At 42.7% G+C, this 14,802-nt stretch carries 15 protein-coding genes; 4 read left to right on the forward strand and 11 right to left on the reverse strand.

Annotated elements, in window-relative coordinates; all coding sequences use genetic code 11:
* Positions 1 to 112: 112 nt before the first annotated feature.
* Entirely contained in the window at positions 113 to 769 is a 657-nt protein-coding gene (locus GZN30_RS19015; protein ID WP_075652749.1) for a hypothetical protein, read from the reverse strand.
* 703 nt (positions 770 to 1,472) lie between these two features.
* Between GZN30_RS19015 and GZN30_RS19025 the strand changes: the two genes are divergently transcribed.
* Complete coding sequence (locus tag GZN30_RS19025; protein WP_083627262.1) at positions 1,473 to 1,601, forward strand: integrase; 129 nt, start codon at positions 1,473 to 1,475, stop codon at positions 1,599 to 1,601.
* 240 nt (positions 1,602 to 1,841) lie between these two features.
* Here the strand turns inward: GZN30_RS19025 and tdh are convergent, their stop codons facing one another.
* Both tdh and GZN30_RS19035 read right to left on the reverse strand, forming a co-directional pair.
* Positions 1,842 to 2,873, reverse strand: coding sequence for an L-threonine 3-dehydrogenase (tdh, locus tag GZN30_RS19030; protein ID WP_075652747.1), 1,032 nt, complete (start codon positions 2,871 to 2,873; stop codon positions 1,842 to 1,844).
* Positions 2,874 to 3,032: 159 nt separating this feature from the next.
* Positions 3,033 to 4,229: a glycine C-acetyltransferase gene (locus tag GZN30_RS19035; protein WP_075652746.1), complete on the reverse strand. Its 1,197-nt coding sequence runs from the start codon at positions 4,227 to 4,229 to the stop codon at positions 3,033 to 3,035.
* Positions 4,230 to 4,650: 421 nt separating this feature from the next.
* On the opposite strand from GZN30_RS19035, the gene GZN30_RS19040 reads away from it, so the two are divergent.
* Positions 4,651 to 5,574, forward strand: a complete 924-nt coding sequence (locus tag GZN30_RS19040; RefSeq protein WP_075652745.1) for a LysR family transcriptional regulator — start codon at positions 4,651 to 4,653, stop codon at positions 5,572 to 5,574.
* A 3-nt stretch (positions 5,575 to 5,577) separates the two neighbouring features.
* Here GZN30_RS19040 and GZN30_RS19045 read toward each other — a convergent pair whose 3' ends face one another.
* The 5 genes from GZN30_RS19045 to GZN30_RS19065 form a co-directional block, all read right to left on the reverse strand.
* Entirely contained in the window at positions 5,578 to 6,426 is an 849-nt protein-coding gene (locus GZN30_RS19045; RefSeq protein ID WP_075652744.1) for a DMT family transporter, read from the reverse strand.
* Positions 6,427 to 6,471: 45 nt separating this feature from the next.
* Positions 6,472 to 7,164 carry an aspartate/glutamate racemase family protein gene (locus GZN30_RS19050; protein WP_075652743.1) on the reverse strand — a complete coding sequence of 231 codons (693 nt, stop codon included), beginning with the start codon at positions 7,162 to 7,164 and terminating at the stop codon, positions 6,472 to 6,474.
* 2 nt (positions 7,165 to 7,166) lie between these two features.
* Complete coding sequence (locus GZN30_RS19055; RefSeq protein ID WP_075652742.1) at positions 7,167 to 7,925, reverse strand: carbon-nitrogen hydrolase family protein; 759 nt, start codon at positions 7,923 to 7,925, stop codon at positions 7,167 to 7,169.
* Between the two features lie 19 nt (positions 7,926 to 7,944).
* Positions 7,945 to 8,694 (reverse strand): metallophosphoesterase family protein, encoded by a 750-nt coding sequence (locus GZN30_RS19060; RefSeq protein ID WP_075652741.1) that lies wholly within the window; start codon positions 8,692 to 8,694, stop codon positions 7,945 to 7,947.
* Positions 8,695 to 8,773: 79 nt separating this feature from the next.
* A complete protein-coding gene (locus tag GZN30_RS19065; protein WP_075652740.1) occupies positions 8,774 to 9,148 on the reverse strand; it encodes a hypothetical protein in 375 nt (124 codons plus the stop codon).
* A gap of 351 nt (positions 9,149 to 9,499) precedes the next feature.
* Here GZN30_RS19065 and GZN30_RS19070 point away from each other — a divergent pair, with 351 nt between their 5' ends.
* Together GZN30_RS19070 and GZN30_RS19075 are read left to right on the forward strand one after the other, a co-directional pair.
* Entirely contained in the window at positions 9,500 to 9,976 is a 477-nt protein-coding gene (locus tag GZN30_RS19070; protein ID WP_075649994.1) for a hypothetical protein, read from the forward strand.
* Positions 9,966 to 11,078 (forward strand): GGDEF domain-containing protein, encoded by a 1,113-nt coding sequence (locus GZN30_RS19075; RefSeq protein WP_083627180.1) that lies wholly within the window; start codon positions 9,966 to 9,968, stop codon positions 11,076 to 11,078. The genes GZN30_RS19070 and GZN30_RS19075 overlap by 11 nt, the downstream gene beginning before the upstream one ends.
* A gap of 76 nt (positions 11,079 to 11,154) precedes the next feature.
* On the opposite strand, the gene GZN30_RS19080 is transcribed toward GZN30_RS19075, so the two are convergent.
* From GZN30_RS19080 to pstA, 3 genes are all read right to left on the reverse strand, one after another.
* Positions 11,155 to 12,555, reverse strand: coding sequence for an undecaprenyl-phosphate glucose phosphotransferase (locus tag GZN30_RS19080; protein WP_075649993.1), 1,401 nt, complete (start codon positions 12,553 to 12,555; stop codon positions 11,155 to 11,157).
* A 574-nt stretch (positions 12,556 to 13,129) separates the two neighbouring features.
* Complete coding sequence (pstB, locus tag GZN30_RS19085) at positions 13,130 to 13,879, reverse strand: phosphate ABC transporter ATP-binding protein PstB (protein WP_075649992.1); 750 nt, start codon at positions 13,877 to 13,879, stop codon at positions 13,130 to 13,132.
* A 46-nt stretch (positions 13,880 to 13,925) separates the two neighbouring features.
* Complete coding sequence (pstA, locus tag GZN30_RS19090) at positions 13,926 to 14,789, reverse strand: phosphate ABC transporter permease PstA (RefSeq protein WP_075649991.1); 864 nt, start codon at positions 14,787 to 14,789, stop codon at positions 13,926 to 13,928.
* Positions 14,790 to 14,802: the final 13 nt, after the last annotated feature.

A 14,802-nucleotide genomic window follows, 5' to 3' on the forward strand; every position in this document is an offset into this window, starting at 1 on the left:
TGACCAAGCCACCGCATTGCACTTCAACACAAAAACCAACGCATACTAAAAATGCCACGCGTGCTGAATCCCTCTTGAACTGTTTGTTAGCTGATACCGACCAACCTCACACCTAGCTTGACTCTTTCTCTCTTTCCCACTCCACACCCAGCCCTTTAAATTTTTGGATGTATGGCATTAGTAATAATGCAATTGAGCCACCAACAAGAGTTAAACGTTCTGCACTTAAAAGCTTTATGCCAAAAAGCTCCAAAGTAAAATCAGCGATTACAATAAGCAATGATAAGAAAGCTAACAACGTTGTAGTCAATTTAAATGAATTAGTTATTTTATCTGACTTAACTACTAAATTTCCTTTCCGTTCTATTGATGCTTGGTTGCAAAGAGCATCATATGTAGGAAACAAAGAATAATCGATTTCGCTAAGCTCATGGTTTTCATCAAACCCATATATTTTTACCTCAGTATCATTTGGTAACAGCGCAACAAGATAGATGGGCATCCTTTCATTATTTCTAGCTTTGCGATAGAGGTCGAGGTCTCTGTATAGAAGTTTTCCGGCATTACTAACACGACAATCTTTAACCTCAATTGCAGCTAATACTTCTTTTCGTTTCGGCTCGATAATGAGAAAGTCCGGTCTATAATGCCTTCTTGGAGCTTCAACAACTATCCATTCAGGGTCGTATATAACAGAGCCAGAAGGAAAACCTTTTTGTGTTAGAAACTCTGAAAAAAGCTTCTCCCCCTCTGATTTTTTTCTATCCATTTTATCCACAATCTTTGATTAATCAGCTAACAGTTCTTAGACCGAAAAATTCTATAGTTAAATGCCGAATTATTCTGTCTAGTATTGTTTTGAGATAAATCATACTCAACTTTTATCATAAACAACAGCAAGTTAAGCATTCAAAGCCCCTACCTAAATCTCAAATTACAGACTTTTTCTATATAGTATGAATCAGTGTTACAAACTCAACAACATGTATGTATAACCAGTTAACATTTAGATAAAAACTCAAGTCTTAGCACCAAATGCTTTCGATATAACCCTTGCTCTTTTTCCCTTACCTTTCACAGCAAATTTGTCGGCTGATCTACCGATGTAAAAATATCCACATAAACAACAAAGACAAATGAAGAAAGAATTGTGGACCTATTTCCACCTGCTATCGAAGCGTTGAAAGCCCAACAGCTCTTGACCTTAACTGAAAGTTTTCCAGCAAAAGAATACAATGTTGAGGCTCCAGACTTAACGTTATATCAGGAATGATTGCGCTTTGTATTTAATCCAAAAGCGGTAAGAGCTCAAAAAGGAAGTGATTATGGGCCATAGAGCCATTGGTCGAATCTGGAAATCAATGTGCAGTATCGCCAGAGTCAAATATCGAAACCCATATCAACTCAGACACACCTATGGGAGTTGGTTAATCACGCATACAAATGTAAATGTTAGCTATTTAGCCGAACAAATGGGACATGCCGCTGTAGCAATGATTGCAAAAATATACGGCAATTGGCTAAAAGAGGCGAATAAAGCCGAGTCTGAACGTGCATGGAAAGCACTGATAGAAGCCCATAGATTGAGTCTTGATGATTGATTTTTCCGATAATGGGCCTTACACATTAAAACGCCACAGAGACTTTCTGCGGCGTTTTCATTTTATATCAGATACTTGGAGGAAAAATGGTCCCAAAGAAAATTAGGCGATTTTCCCCTCTGATTTTGGGACCAAATTGGGACCATTCGCTAGGCTAAATGGGGTTATGTTTACCATTTATATAGTCGAATAACCCGTATTCAAACAAATCGAACGACAGCCGATTTAGCCTGCTTTTAGTTATTCCCAGTCGAGGATAACTTTGCCAGACATCCCGCTACGCATGATGTCGAAGCCTTTTTGGAAATCATCCACCTTGAATTGGTGAGTGATGATTGGCGTCAAATCTAGACCAGATTGAATCAATGATGCCATCTTGTACCACGTCTCGAACATTTCACGACCGTAGATACCCTTGATCACCAAGCCTTTGAAGATAACTTGGTTCCAGTCGATACCCATGTCTGATGGTGGAATGCCTAGTAGTGCAACGCGACCACCGTGGTTCATGGTTTTTAACATTGAGTTAAACGCTGATGGGTTACCCGACATTTCGAGACCCACATCGAAGCCTTCAAGCATACCCAGATCAGACATTACGTCTTCTAGAGACTCTTCCGCTACGTTAACCGCGCGAGTCACACCCATTTGACGAGCAAGGTCTAGGCGGTATTCGTTCACATCTGTAATTACAACATGGCGAGCACCAACGTGTTTTGCCACTGCTGCAGCCATAATGCCAATTGGACCCGCACCCGTGATCAGCACGTCTTCACCGACTAGGTCAAATGACAACGCTGTGTGTACTGCGTTACCAAATGGGTCAAAGATTGATGCTAGATCATCAGAGATGCCATCAGGGATCTTGAATGCGTTGAACGCAGGGATCACTAGGTATTCAGAGAAACACCCCGTGCGGTTTACGCCAACACCAATAGTGTTGCGGCATAGGTGGGTGCGACCAGCGCGGCAGTTACGGCAGTAACCACACGTGATGTGACCTTCACCAGATACGCGGTCACCAATGTTGAAACCACGCACTTCTTGACCAATCGCCACAACTTCACCTACATACTCATGACCTACAACCATAGGTACAGGAATGGTTTTTTGTGACCATTCATCCCAGTTGTAGATATGAACGTCGGTACCACAAATTGCGGTCTTTTTAATCTTAATCAGTAGATCGTTGTGACCAAGCTCTGGCTTGTCCACTTCGGTCATCCAAATGCCTTCTTCAGGCTTTAATTTTGATAATGCTTTGATTTTCATACTACACACCGAAATTTGCTCTGAAACACTCAGAACAATGAAATCTTATCTATAAAAATAGTGTATTTTTTGGCTTAGGCGATTTGTGTCTCTACTCAGAAGAGTTCTATCTGAGTAGAGATCGTTTTATCGGTTCGCTCTAAAACAAGAACTGCAAATTTATTGAATGATGCCCATATCGCGACCTACTTCGATAAATGCATCGATAGCGCGGTCAAGTTGCTCACGTGAGTGCGCAGCAGACATTTGTGTACGGATACGTGCTTGGCCTTTTGGTACCACAGGGAACGAGAAACCTACTACGTAGATATCTTTCGCTAGACAGCGCTCAGCAAACTCTGCCGCGATTTTTGCATCACCTAGCATGATTGGAATGATTGCGTGGTCCGCGCCCGCAAGCGTGAAGCCTGCTTCAGTCATACGTGCACGGAAATGCGCAGCGTTTTCCCATAGGTGGTCACGTAAGTCGCCACTCTCTTGCAGTAAGTCAAGTACGCGTAGAGACGCGTTAACAATGGCTGGAGCAACAGAGTTAGAGAATAGGTATGGACGAGAGCGTTGACGTAGCCAATCGATCACTTCTTTCTTACCAGAAGTGTAGCCGCCTGATGCGCCACCCATTGCTTTGCCAAGTGTACCTGTGATGATATCGATGCGGTCAATAACGTCATGGTATTCGTGAGTACCTGCGCCATTTTTGCCCATAAAGCCCACTGCGTGAGAGTCATCAACCATCACTAGCGCGCCATATTTATCCGCTAGGTCACAAATAGCAGGAAGGTTCGCCACAACGCCATCCATTGAGAATACGCCGTCGGTTACGATTAGGGTGTTACGTGCGCCCGCTTCTTTCGCCGCAATAAGCTGCTCTTCTAGCTCTTGCATGTTGTTGTTTGAGTAGCGGTAACGCATTGCTTTACACAAACGAACGCCGTCAATGATTGAAGCGTGGTTTAGTGCATCAGAGATGATTGCATCTTCAGCGCCAAGAATGGTTTCAAATAGACCTGTGTTGGCATCAAAACATGAGGTGTAAAGAATTGTATCTTCTTTACCTAGGAATTGAGAAAGCTTTTGCTCAAGTTGTTTATGGATATCTTGCGTACCACAGATAAAACGAACTGAAGCCATACCAAAACCGTGTTGATCCATACCCGCTTTACCCGCTTCAATTAGAGCTGGGTGGTTAGCAAGACCAAGGTAGTTGTTAGCACAGAAGTTTAATACTTCTTGACCCGTCGAAATCTGTACTTGGGCTTGTTGCTGTGAGGTAATGACACGCTCAGACTTGTAAAGGCCTTCTGCCTTCACTTCTTCAAGTTGTTGTTGGATCTGTTGGTAAAATGCAGAGGACATGTTCAATTCCTTCCTATCTTTATAGTTTTAATCACGCACATCATCGGGCAGTTTAAGCATGGAATGATGGCATCAGGCTATTGAAGTGATTACTCGAATAGCCTTTTCCATAAAGTGTAATCTAGGTTAGGAATTAGAATTATCCCACTAGGTGGAAAAACATTATTGAATCACAGGCACAAATCAGTTTTACTTACCGCTGTTCATCGTCAACTGTACAGCAGCAAGAAGACATAAAGCAGAGGCAACCATCATAATATTTTCCAGCGTCGACCAAAGGTCGAGCATTGCGTCAGCGTAATACATCTTGGTCTCCTTATTGGTTTTCGTTGCTGACAACATTACAGTGCAAACTGAGCCAAAACCGCGAACTAAATCGCAAAAAACCTTTATTTTCATATATATCAACATGTGACAAATTATGATAAACAGCCGTCTTATAGCCCTACTTCCTGACCTTGCGACCTTTATTCTAATCGTCAACCAAGGCAGTTTTACTGCGGCTGCTAAACAACTCGATGTGACCCCATCGGCGCTCAGTAAACTGATCACTCGCCTAGAGAAAGCACTATCTATCAAGTTATTTGAGCGAACCACCCGCAAGCTAATCATCACCCCTGCGGGTCAAAAAGTGTATGACCAAGCTCTGCTCATGGTCAATGCGGCCCAACAAGCAATAGAACTCTCCAATAGTGACCACACAGAAGTCAGCGGCTCGATTACTGTTGCCGCGCCAGAGGCATTTCTAAACTCGGTGCTGCAACCCCTGGTTGTCCCTTTTTTACAACAGTACCCAGAAACTGAACTGAAGCTGCGTGTAGCCGATGGTGAAATGGACTTATTGCGCGATCGCATCGATATCGCGTTTAAACTGACCGACAAACCCGACGAAAACTTAGTACTAAAAGAGATCGGTAAAACCCATTTACGCTTATGTGCCAGTCCGGATTACATTGAGCAATTTGGCATGCCTACACACCCGACTGAGCTAATCGATCATCAATGCCTCTACCTTGCTGAACGTGAGCGAGACAATGTGTGGGATTTCTTTAAAGATGATGAGTACCACTCTGTAGCTGTTGCGGGGAGATACGCCGTTAACCATTCGCAAATGCGCCTTACCGGGGTTAAAAATGGCTTAGGGATAGGCATTTTCCATGATTTCGTTATCGCCGATGCACTCAAAGATGGCAGCGTGGTCGAAGTGCTGAACGACTGGACTCTTAAGAGTAACTACCATGGTGCCATCGCGATGCAGTACCCACAAACCCAATATATGCCCGCTCGCATAAGAGCATTTATTGATTTTGCGGTCAAACATCTGGTCGAGAAATTGAACGCCTAAGGATTAACTCTCTTGCGGGTCTGAGGCCACACGCTTTCGCTTGGGTTGATAAAGGTTAACGATGTTGCCAACCAACATCAGCAAAGCACCTATCAGCAGTGTCACCTCTATCTTTTCAGCGTAAAAAAGTGCGCCTACGATGGCGATGGCAGGTAAACGTAGGAAATCCATCGTTACCACTATCGCCGCATCGGCGTACTTCATCGCATTCGACAAACAGTAGTGGGCAGACATAGCAGTAATACCAATGGCTGCCATCCACAGCCACTGATTACTATTGGGCGACTCCCAATGAGGTAGCGCAAAAACCAGCGTGATTGGAAACTGAATAATGCACATATAAAACAAAATCGTTAGAGGCGCATCAGTACCTGCCAGTGCTCGCGTGCTGATATAGGTAAAGCTATAACAAATTGCCGCAAGCAAAATAACGACTACACCAAAATCTATTTGCTTAAATCCTGGTTGTACGATGATCAATACGCCAAGAAAGCCACACAGAATCGCAATAAGCTTGCGCGCCGTTAAGGATTCTTTTAGCACCACGTAGGCTAAAATCGCGGTCCAAAATGGCACGGTGAACTCGAGTGCAAATACTTCTGCTAGCGGAAGCAGGCCGATAGCGACAAACCAACCATATTGTCCGGCAAGATGGCTAATATTCCGAAAGCTATGCCATTTCAACCGCTGAGTGCGGAACAGATCAGTTTTGCCGCTGACAGCAATGATCGCCAAAACAACCCCTAAGCTTATCGAACTGCGCACAAACAGTACTTGAAAGGTATTTAGCTCACCGCTGAGTTCTTTGGCACCAATCGCCATCAAGCAAAAAGATGCCAGCGCTCCTAGCATCCATACCGCTGACTTATAGATAACCGGCTCCTTATCTGTGGAAATTTAGCTCAATGCGAATTTAACCGCCGCCTCCGCATGTATCTGCGTCGTATCATACAGTTTTGTATCGGTATGCTGTTGCTCAACCAACAACGCAATCTCAGTGCAACCAAGGATCACCGCTTGTGCGCCCTGCTTGACTAAATCATCGATGATCTCGAGATAACGCTCGCGGGAATCAGGCTTGATCTCGCCCTTGCATAACTCTTGATAAATCACGTCATGGACGACGGTGCGCTGCTCGTCACTTGGGATCACGACTTCAATACCAAACTTATCCACTAAACGCTGTTTGTAGAAATCCTGCTCCATTGTAAAGCGTGTGCCCAATAGACCCACTTTACTGATCCCATCCATAACCAGTTGCTCGGCTGTTGCATCAGCAATGTGCAAAATAGGTTTGGTGATGTGAGGCTCAATCTGAGGAACGACTTTATGCATGGTATTTGTGCATATCAGCACAAAATCTGCCCCACCCGCCTCGACCGATTGCGCAGCCTGAGTGAGGATCTCAGCGGTTTCATCCCACTTCCCTTGATGTTGCAGTTGCTCAATTTCATGGAAATCGACACTATACAGACATATTTTTGCCGAGTGTAAACCGCCAAGCTTATTTTTGATGCCCTGATTCAGTGCTTTGTAATAGCTCGCGGTAGACTCCCAACTCATCCCACCAATCAATCCAATTGTTTTCATTTTTAGCTCTCTAATGGGTATAAGTGACCACTAATTCGGTTGCCGGTAATTTCAACCATACCCAACACTGGGTCGGTTGTTTCCGTCGCAAAACGAAGATTTCCTTTACCACTCCATACTGCGTTATTGCCTGCAGTTTGCCAACCGCCAGTTTCACTGATGTGGTTGGCAAGTAACACTGGGAAGCGATGTTTTTTAGCGATTCTTGCCAGTAATTCCGCGTCCACCTCATAACCGTTTGGTGACACTAACGCACTAACCAAATACACATCCGCTTCATCTTCAGCGGCTTCGCTACTATGAATCGGCTGAGTAAAATCCGCGCAAATTGCTAATGCTAGTTTGTAACCTTTTAGTCGTAACGTGTAATTATGTTGACCTGCTGAACAGTACTCATTTTCACCGCTATGCAGATACTGCTTAGCATAGTAATCAAGCTCGCCTGTTGGCTTGCATATCACAGCGCTTATAGATGGTTTCTTTTTCGCCTGTTTTAAAAAACAACCCGCGACAATCGTGATTTGCTGAGTCACCGCTAATTCCGATAGGTCACGTAAAATACTATGTTTTGCATCAAAACATAATTCTGCCGCCATCGGCAGCACATACCCTGTCAAAGAAAGCTCAGGAAATAAAACCAGATCTGCGCCTTGCTCCGCTGCTGTTTTAGCCGCTCTCAAATGTTGACGAAAATTCGCCTCAACATCACCATCAATCACTGGAATCTGTGCTAACGCCACTGAAAGGTTATTTGTATTCATAACAATACTCCAACGACAACTACTGACCACGACCTGTGGTAAGAAAATGTACCCAGTCTTGCCTGTCGCGCAAGTTCGCTTGTTCAGCGGCAAACTCAACCGGATAAGAAACTTTATGAAATGCTACATCCCATCCACCAGATTCACTCTGTGAGAGAATGGCGTAGCTTGCTTTAGAGCTATAGGTTTCCATCGAATGTAGATGGGGTTCATCATCGGTATAAGCTGGCATCCCCACACTACCAGGGTTAATCACTAGCTGACCTGTCGAGAGTTCAACGCAGCGTGGAATATGTGTATGACCACATAAAATCACCGGTGAAGCGTTGCCTTGAAGCAAGTCCAAAATGTCCTTATCACTACGAAGAATGGGAAAGCCTTGCTCCGTCTCTTCCAACAAATAAACCAAATCATCACTTGGAGTTCCATGACAGGCATAGATATGCTCAGATATCTGACAATCAAAAGGAAGTGATGTCATCCACTCGATTGGTTCTACGCCCAGATCTTGCAAAATGAACTGCATGGTGGGATTCGATGAGATTTCTTGCTCGCCAGCTTGGTAAATTTGGCGATCTTGATTGCCACAAATCGTAATGGTATCAAGCGACTGGAGAAGCTCAAACGTTGCTTTTGGAGCTATTGGACCATAAAGAATATCGCCCAAATTAATAAACTTATCCACGCCCTCTGCTCGAGCATGTTCAACTACCGCTTTTAGTGCGTAGTAGTTGCTGTGAATATCGGAGACCAGTGCGTATTTTGACATCCTACTCAATCCTTGAGTTGTGACTAGTACGTCAATATAGCAGTATAATTATCGTTCAAACAATAAGTTAAAGTGATATTTATAAGACTACTCGAATTATGGGAGGTGCTCTGGGTATTGCAGGTTCAAACCGCGTGCTTTGAGCCAATAAAGCGTAATCGGTCTGCTCTGCAACAAGACTGTGTTTGATGTAGAGTGTAGGTGTCGTCGTAAAGTCTGGTAAAGATGAAAAATAGGCGAAAGGACAGGGTTTACTGTGCTGCGTAGAAGCGGTGGCTTGCTCTACTTGTACATACTCAAAACCATTAATGGTACACAAACGCGCCCACACACCAGCACTAGCGCCATGAGCATTGATTATTGGCATTAGTGTCACCAATACCCAACTCAAAGCACTCACTAGCAACATCCGCTGTTGAAACACATTTCTATGTTTTGGCGTTGGTGTTTGCATCTTTGCCCTCTTAACTTGAAGCACAAATATATAACCAACTTGAAACACAATCAGAAAAAGTGTTTAAAATTCATCCACAGATCATAAAATTACTCAAATTTTCAACCTATCAGACAAGCTTAACTAAAGAGTCCCGATTTCAGATAAGCTCGGCTACCGGTTATCAATCAAGGCATTCAGTATCCGTAGCCCGTTTAACCTTTATGTCACGAATTGCTGTTACTAGAAGGCAATTGAGAATCTTTCGATAAACATTCTTTCATTTATTGATAAAAATAATTTTATTTGTGGAACTATACACATATAATTATAACAAAATCATTAAACTTATAATCCGATCAAGGAATCGATATGAAATACTTGATTACCTTGCTGTTATTTCTTTTTAGTCCTTTGGTTTTAAGCTCACCGCTCAAAATCTATCTTGCTGATGGCACAGCAATTGAAACCAATATGGTTGATTTGCTGGAAGAGTTTCCTACGACAAGCTTTGAAACTCGCCTCCCTTGGTTCCCTGATCAACGGTCATTTACTGGTATTCCCGTGACCAAGCTCGTTGAACGTTATGGTGACGACAACACCTTCGCTGTGACATTCCTCGCTCTGAATGACTACGCCGCCACCAGCACAGTGGATGACATACGAAAGTTTTCTCCAATCGTCGCGGTCAAAATGAATGGAGAGCCTATGAAAATTCGCCACAAAGGTCCCTATTGGCTAATTTTTAATCTTAATAAACACCCTGAAATCGACCATATTGGCTATCATGCCCAAATGGTATGGCAAATTGACGAGATAATTTTACATAGTAAAGACAATGGCAACTGATAAAACTTCTTATATGAAAAGTCTGCTAAAGCGCTCAAAAGTCTTACTTATCGTACTGTCTATCGTACTGGTGCTGGCAAACTACTTTGTCATGCTTGAAACTCGAGATCTCACTCGCTCTTTTTCTGAGCAACAAAATCAAGCAACTTGGTCTTTGTTTCATCTCACAAAAGAGTTTTCTTCGCTAGTGACCATTGCACCACTATCAGCAAACAACAAGCAATATCAGCAAAAAGCAGAATTGGCTTATGAGCTAACGTGGAGCAGATTTGATTTACTGCTTACCTCACAAGAATCCAACAGCTTTATGCAGATTGACGGGACTCGTCAATTCTTCAGCCAACTATTTGATCGCTACAAACAGTTGGAGTCATTGTCACTGCAACTCAATAGCAGTGATAGCAGACAAAAATTCGTTCTGCAGATCAACGGCATTTATCAGGATTTGTTGAACTACTTAAACCACAACTTTCGAATTAAGAATCCATTTTTTCAGAAACAAACTGAGAGAGCCAAATCACTCGAGCACTTACAAATCGCATTGATGTTTTTACTCTTTGCCTGCTGCGCGCTCGTCGGTTATATCCTCCAGCTGGAATCTAAAACCAATAGACGCCTTGCTATGACGGATGTGTTGACCCACATTCCAAATCGATTAGCAATGGCGCAATCTATCCAAGATGATATTGAACAGGGTATCCCTTTTACCCTGTGCATTCTCGACTTAAATGGGTTTAAGCAAATCAATGATTTGTTTGGTCACCAAGCTGGCGACCGTGCTTTACAAGAGCTCGCCAAGCGCTTTATGAGCTCGGAAAACCGCACACAATTTTCCTGTTATCGAATCGGCGGTGATGAGTTTGCATTGATTCTGCGAGATAAATCCAGTCAAGATATGGAACATGCACTGAACTGTGCATTAGATTGCTTTAACGAAAAAATTGAAGTCACCCACGGGATCTATCATGCCTTATCTGCAAGTGTTGGCTTAGCCAGTTTCCCTAGCCAAGCAATCACCTTTAGTGAGCTGATCAATATTGCCGATAGAAACATGTATCAAATGAAGTTTGCGACGCGCCCCCACGCCAAACAGCCACAATAATGAAAAAAGCCAAGTGACAACAACGCTGCACCTTGGCTTTACTCAATGCTACCCGACCTAACAAATTCACCCCGATTTAGTAGGCAGTTTTGCCAATAAAACCTTTAAAAATAGTCAGAAAAATGATCTTAACATCCCACCATAGCGACCAACCGCGAATATAGTTAAGATCATACTCAACGCGCTTTTCCATCTTATCTAATGTGTCGGTTTCACCTCGGTAACCATTGATTTGCGCCCAACCAGTAATGCCCGGCTTCACTTTATGACGAAGCATATATTTATCAACAATTTGGCGATACTCTTCATTGTGGGATACCGCATGAGGTCTCGGTCCGACAATAGACATACGCCCCTGCAATACATTAATAAACTGTGGCAATTCATCCAGAGAAGTGCGGCGAATAAAAGCGCCGAATTTGGTTACGCGAGGGTCACCTTTGGTTGCCTGTTTCACTTCGGCACCATTATCCATCACACGCATGGAACGAAATTTCCACACTTTAATTTTCTTGCCGTCAATCCCATAGCGATCTTGCTTAAAAATAATCGGTCCTGAAGAGGACAATTTAACGCCTAGAGCAACAAACAGAAGAACCGGGCTAATCATCAGCAAAATTAACGAAGAAACAATGATATCTTCCAAACGTTTGACAAATGTCGACATTCCATAAAACGGCGTATCATGAATGCTAAGCGTTGGCACACTACCGACATTACGCCAACGTGATTGAATTAAATCAAACGTAAAAAAATCTGGCACAATATATACACGCGCAGTACTGTCTGCAAAGTAATTCACGACTTCTTTAATTCGACCACTAGCAGCCATTGGCAGAGCGACATAAACGTGGCGAAAATTACGTTCTTTTGCCATTTTAAGAGCGTCATTTATCGAGCCCTTCACTTTCAATTCGTTTTTTTCTTCCGATAATCGTTTTTGACTACGGTCATCAAATACACCAACCAGTTGTAGTCCATGGTCTTTATTCGTTTCAATTTCTTTCGCTAGCGCCAAACCAGAATGAGTGGCACCAATAATAATTGTTTTCTGCGTATAACAATTTTCACGACTAATAGTCCGCGTTTTTTTAGCAACAAATCGGTATAAGACAAATAGAATCGGTGTTGATACAAACCAAATTGATAAGGTCACTCGAGAAAAATGTTCTGTGATCTTAAATCCGAAACTTAGCACTAAGACAAAACCAACAGCACACAGCCATGAGAGTAAAACCGGGGCTAAGGTTTGACGCAAAGAAGAAGTGAACGAAGGGTTATATACGCCTAACAATTCTGCCATAACGCTATATGAAACCAGGGCGATACACGTTGCTAGAACATAGTAAATATCCCAAGTTCCCGTATATAAATAAGACGTAGTTAAAATAGATACAATGATCACCATTATATCCATCACCCGATAAGCCATGATGTGCTCATCGCCGTGTCGTTTAATTATACTGCTTTCTCTCATGAGCGATGTCCCTAGTTATTCAACACCCGCAACCACTCCATGGAACTCAGGCATTAACAATCCATTTAATTTAGTGGCATAGTTTGTATGTTTTCGGAAAAAATAAAACTATTTTTGTAACCACAATTTATTATTTCGCCCATTTGAGATGAAAGAACTTCCAACTATTGAGAAGCCTATTTAAATGAAATGTTTTACTCAAATCTTACACTAACCTAAAGCACAGTATATTTACCAAGCAAAACTACGACTTTACTATTAAATACAGCCACACAAAATTACGTTTAAAGTCAAATATTCATTTTCAATATAACTACAACAATCAACAGATTCATTTTAGAGACATTTCCAACTTAATTATCCATGTAATTACATAACATTTAACTGGTTCACAAGTTAAAAACGCAGCTAGTACTTTTGCTTGTGAGATTAACTCAACATAAATAGGTAAATATTATAATTAATATTACGGTATCAATGACACAGTTAACCGTGCGTACAAAAAAGCCCCTCTAAATAGAGGGGCAAATGTTACCATCGCTTATAGTTATAGTGTTATGCCAGTAAATTCTGCTTAACCGAAATCGCCGTTTACGTAACCTTGAGTGCGGTCATCACGCGGAGCGCTAAAGATCACGTCGGTTGCATCATGCTCGACCAGTTCACCCATTAGGAAGAATGCGGTGCGATCTGAGATACGACGCGCTTGTTGCATTGAGTGTGTCACGATAACAATCGTAAACTTCTTCTTCAGCTCTTCCATCAACTCTTCGATTTTGTGCGTTGCAATCGGGTCCAGAGCTGAGGTTGGTTCATCCATTAGAATCACATCAGGTTCCATGGCAATCGTGCGCGCGATACATAGACGCTGTTGCTGACCACCAGAAAGACCAAATGCATGTGATTTAAGACGATCTTTTACTTCATCCCATAGAGCGGCGCCACGTAGTGAACGCTCTACCACTTCATCAATGTACTTTTTGTCTTTGATACCTTGAGCACGCAGACCGTAAGCGACGTTCTCGTAGATGCTCATTGGGAACGGGTTTGGCTTTTGGAAAACCATGCCAACTTTGATACGCAGGTCAGCGACATCAATGTTGCCATAGATATCTTCATCATCCATGGTCAACTTACCGGTAATTTTTACGCCTTCAATCAGGTCATTCATGCGGTTCAAACAGCGTAGCAGTGTTGATTTGCCGCAGCCTGAAGGACCAATCAATGCGGTTACTTGACGCTCTGGGATTGGTAAGTTGATTGACTTAAGCGCTTGGTTTTCGCCGTAAAATAGGTCTAGGTTTTCGATACTAAATTTGTTCATTTTGTTTATCTCTTAATTCTTAAATTCGTCTGTAATGTGCTTTAGCTTAGTAAGTAGCAGTATTAAAACGGCTTGCAATCAATTTGGTTACCATGTTGATAACCAGCACTACTACAATCAGCACTGTCGCTGTACCGTACGCTTGGTTCCATTCTTCAATGGTGAACAGCTCGGTAGTTAATTTGTAAAGGTGTACTGTCAGGGTTCGACCTGAATCCAATAGCGAGTCTGGAATACGCGCTACCATACCTGCGGTTAAGAACACAGGCGCAGATTCACCAATTACACGACCAATACTCAGAATGACCGAAGTTAAGATACCTGGCATTGCACTTGGCAAAATTAGACGCCAGATGGTGTAGATTCTTGAAGAGCCTAGGGCATATGAGCCTTCGCGGTACGTTTGTGGTACTGCCATTAGCGCTTCTTCAGTGGTACGAATAATCACAGGTAGGATTAAGATACTTAGTGTTAGTGCGCCCGATAGAATCGAGAAGCCCAAACCAAGAATGCCTACAAAGAAAGTCATACCAAATAGACCAAAGATGATTGACGGGATACCGGCAAGAGATTCCGTACAGAAACGAATCACTTTCACTAGGCGGCTACCCACTTTCGCATACTCAGTCAGATAAATTGCAGTCATGATGCCCAGTGGCGCTGCAACTGCGATTGACGCAAATACCATGTAGATAGTTGATACAATCATTGGGAAGATGCCGTGCTCATCCCCTGTTCTTGTGTAGTTGTCGGTAATAAAGTTCCAATCAACATGTTGTAAACCGTTAGATAGGATGTACCAAATAATCCAGAATAAAAAACCAACGGTCAACGCGGCAGCTGCCCAAATAAAACCATTTAGCACTTGGTCTTTCACTTGGCGAGCTTGTTTAAGTTTTGCAAAATCCATCGTCATCACCCGT

The sequence above is a fragment of the Vibrio ponticus genome, from assembly GCF_009938225.1.
Taxonomy (GTDB): Bacteria; Pseudomonadota; Gammaproteobacteria; order Enterobacterales; family Vibrionaceae; genus Vibrio; species Vibrio ponticus.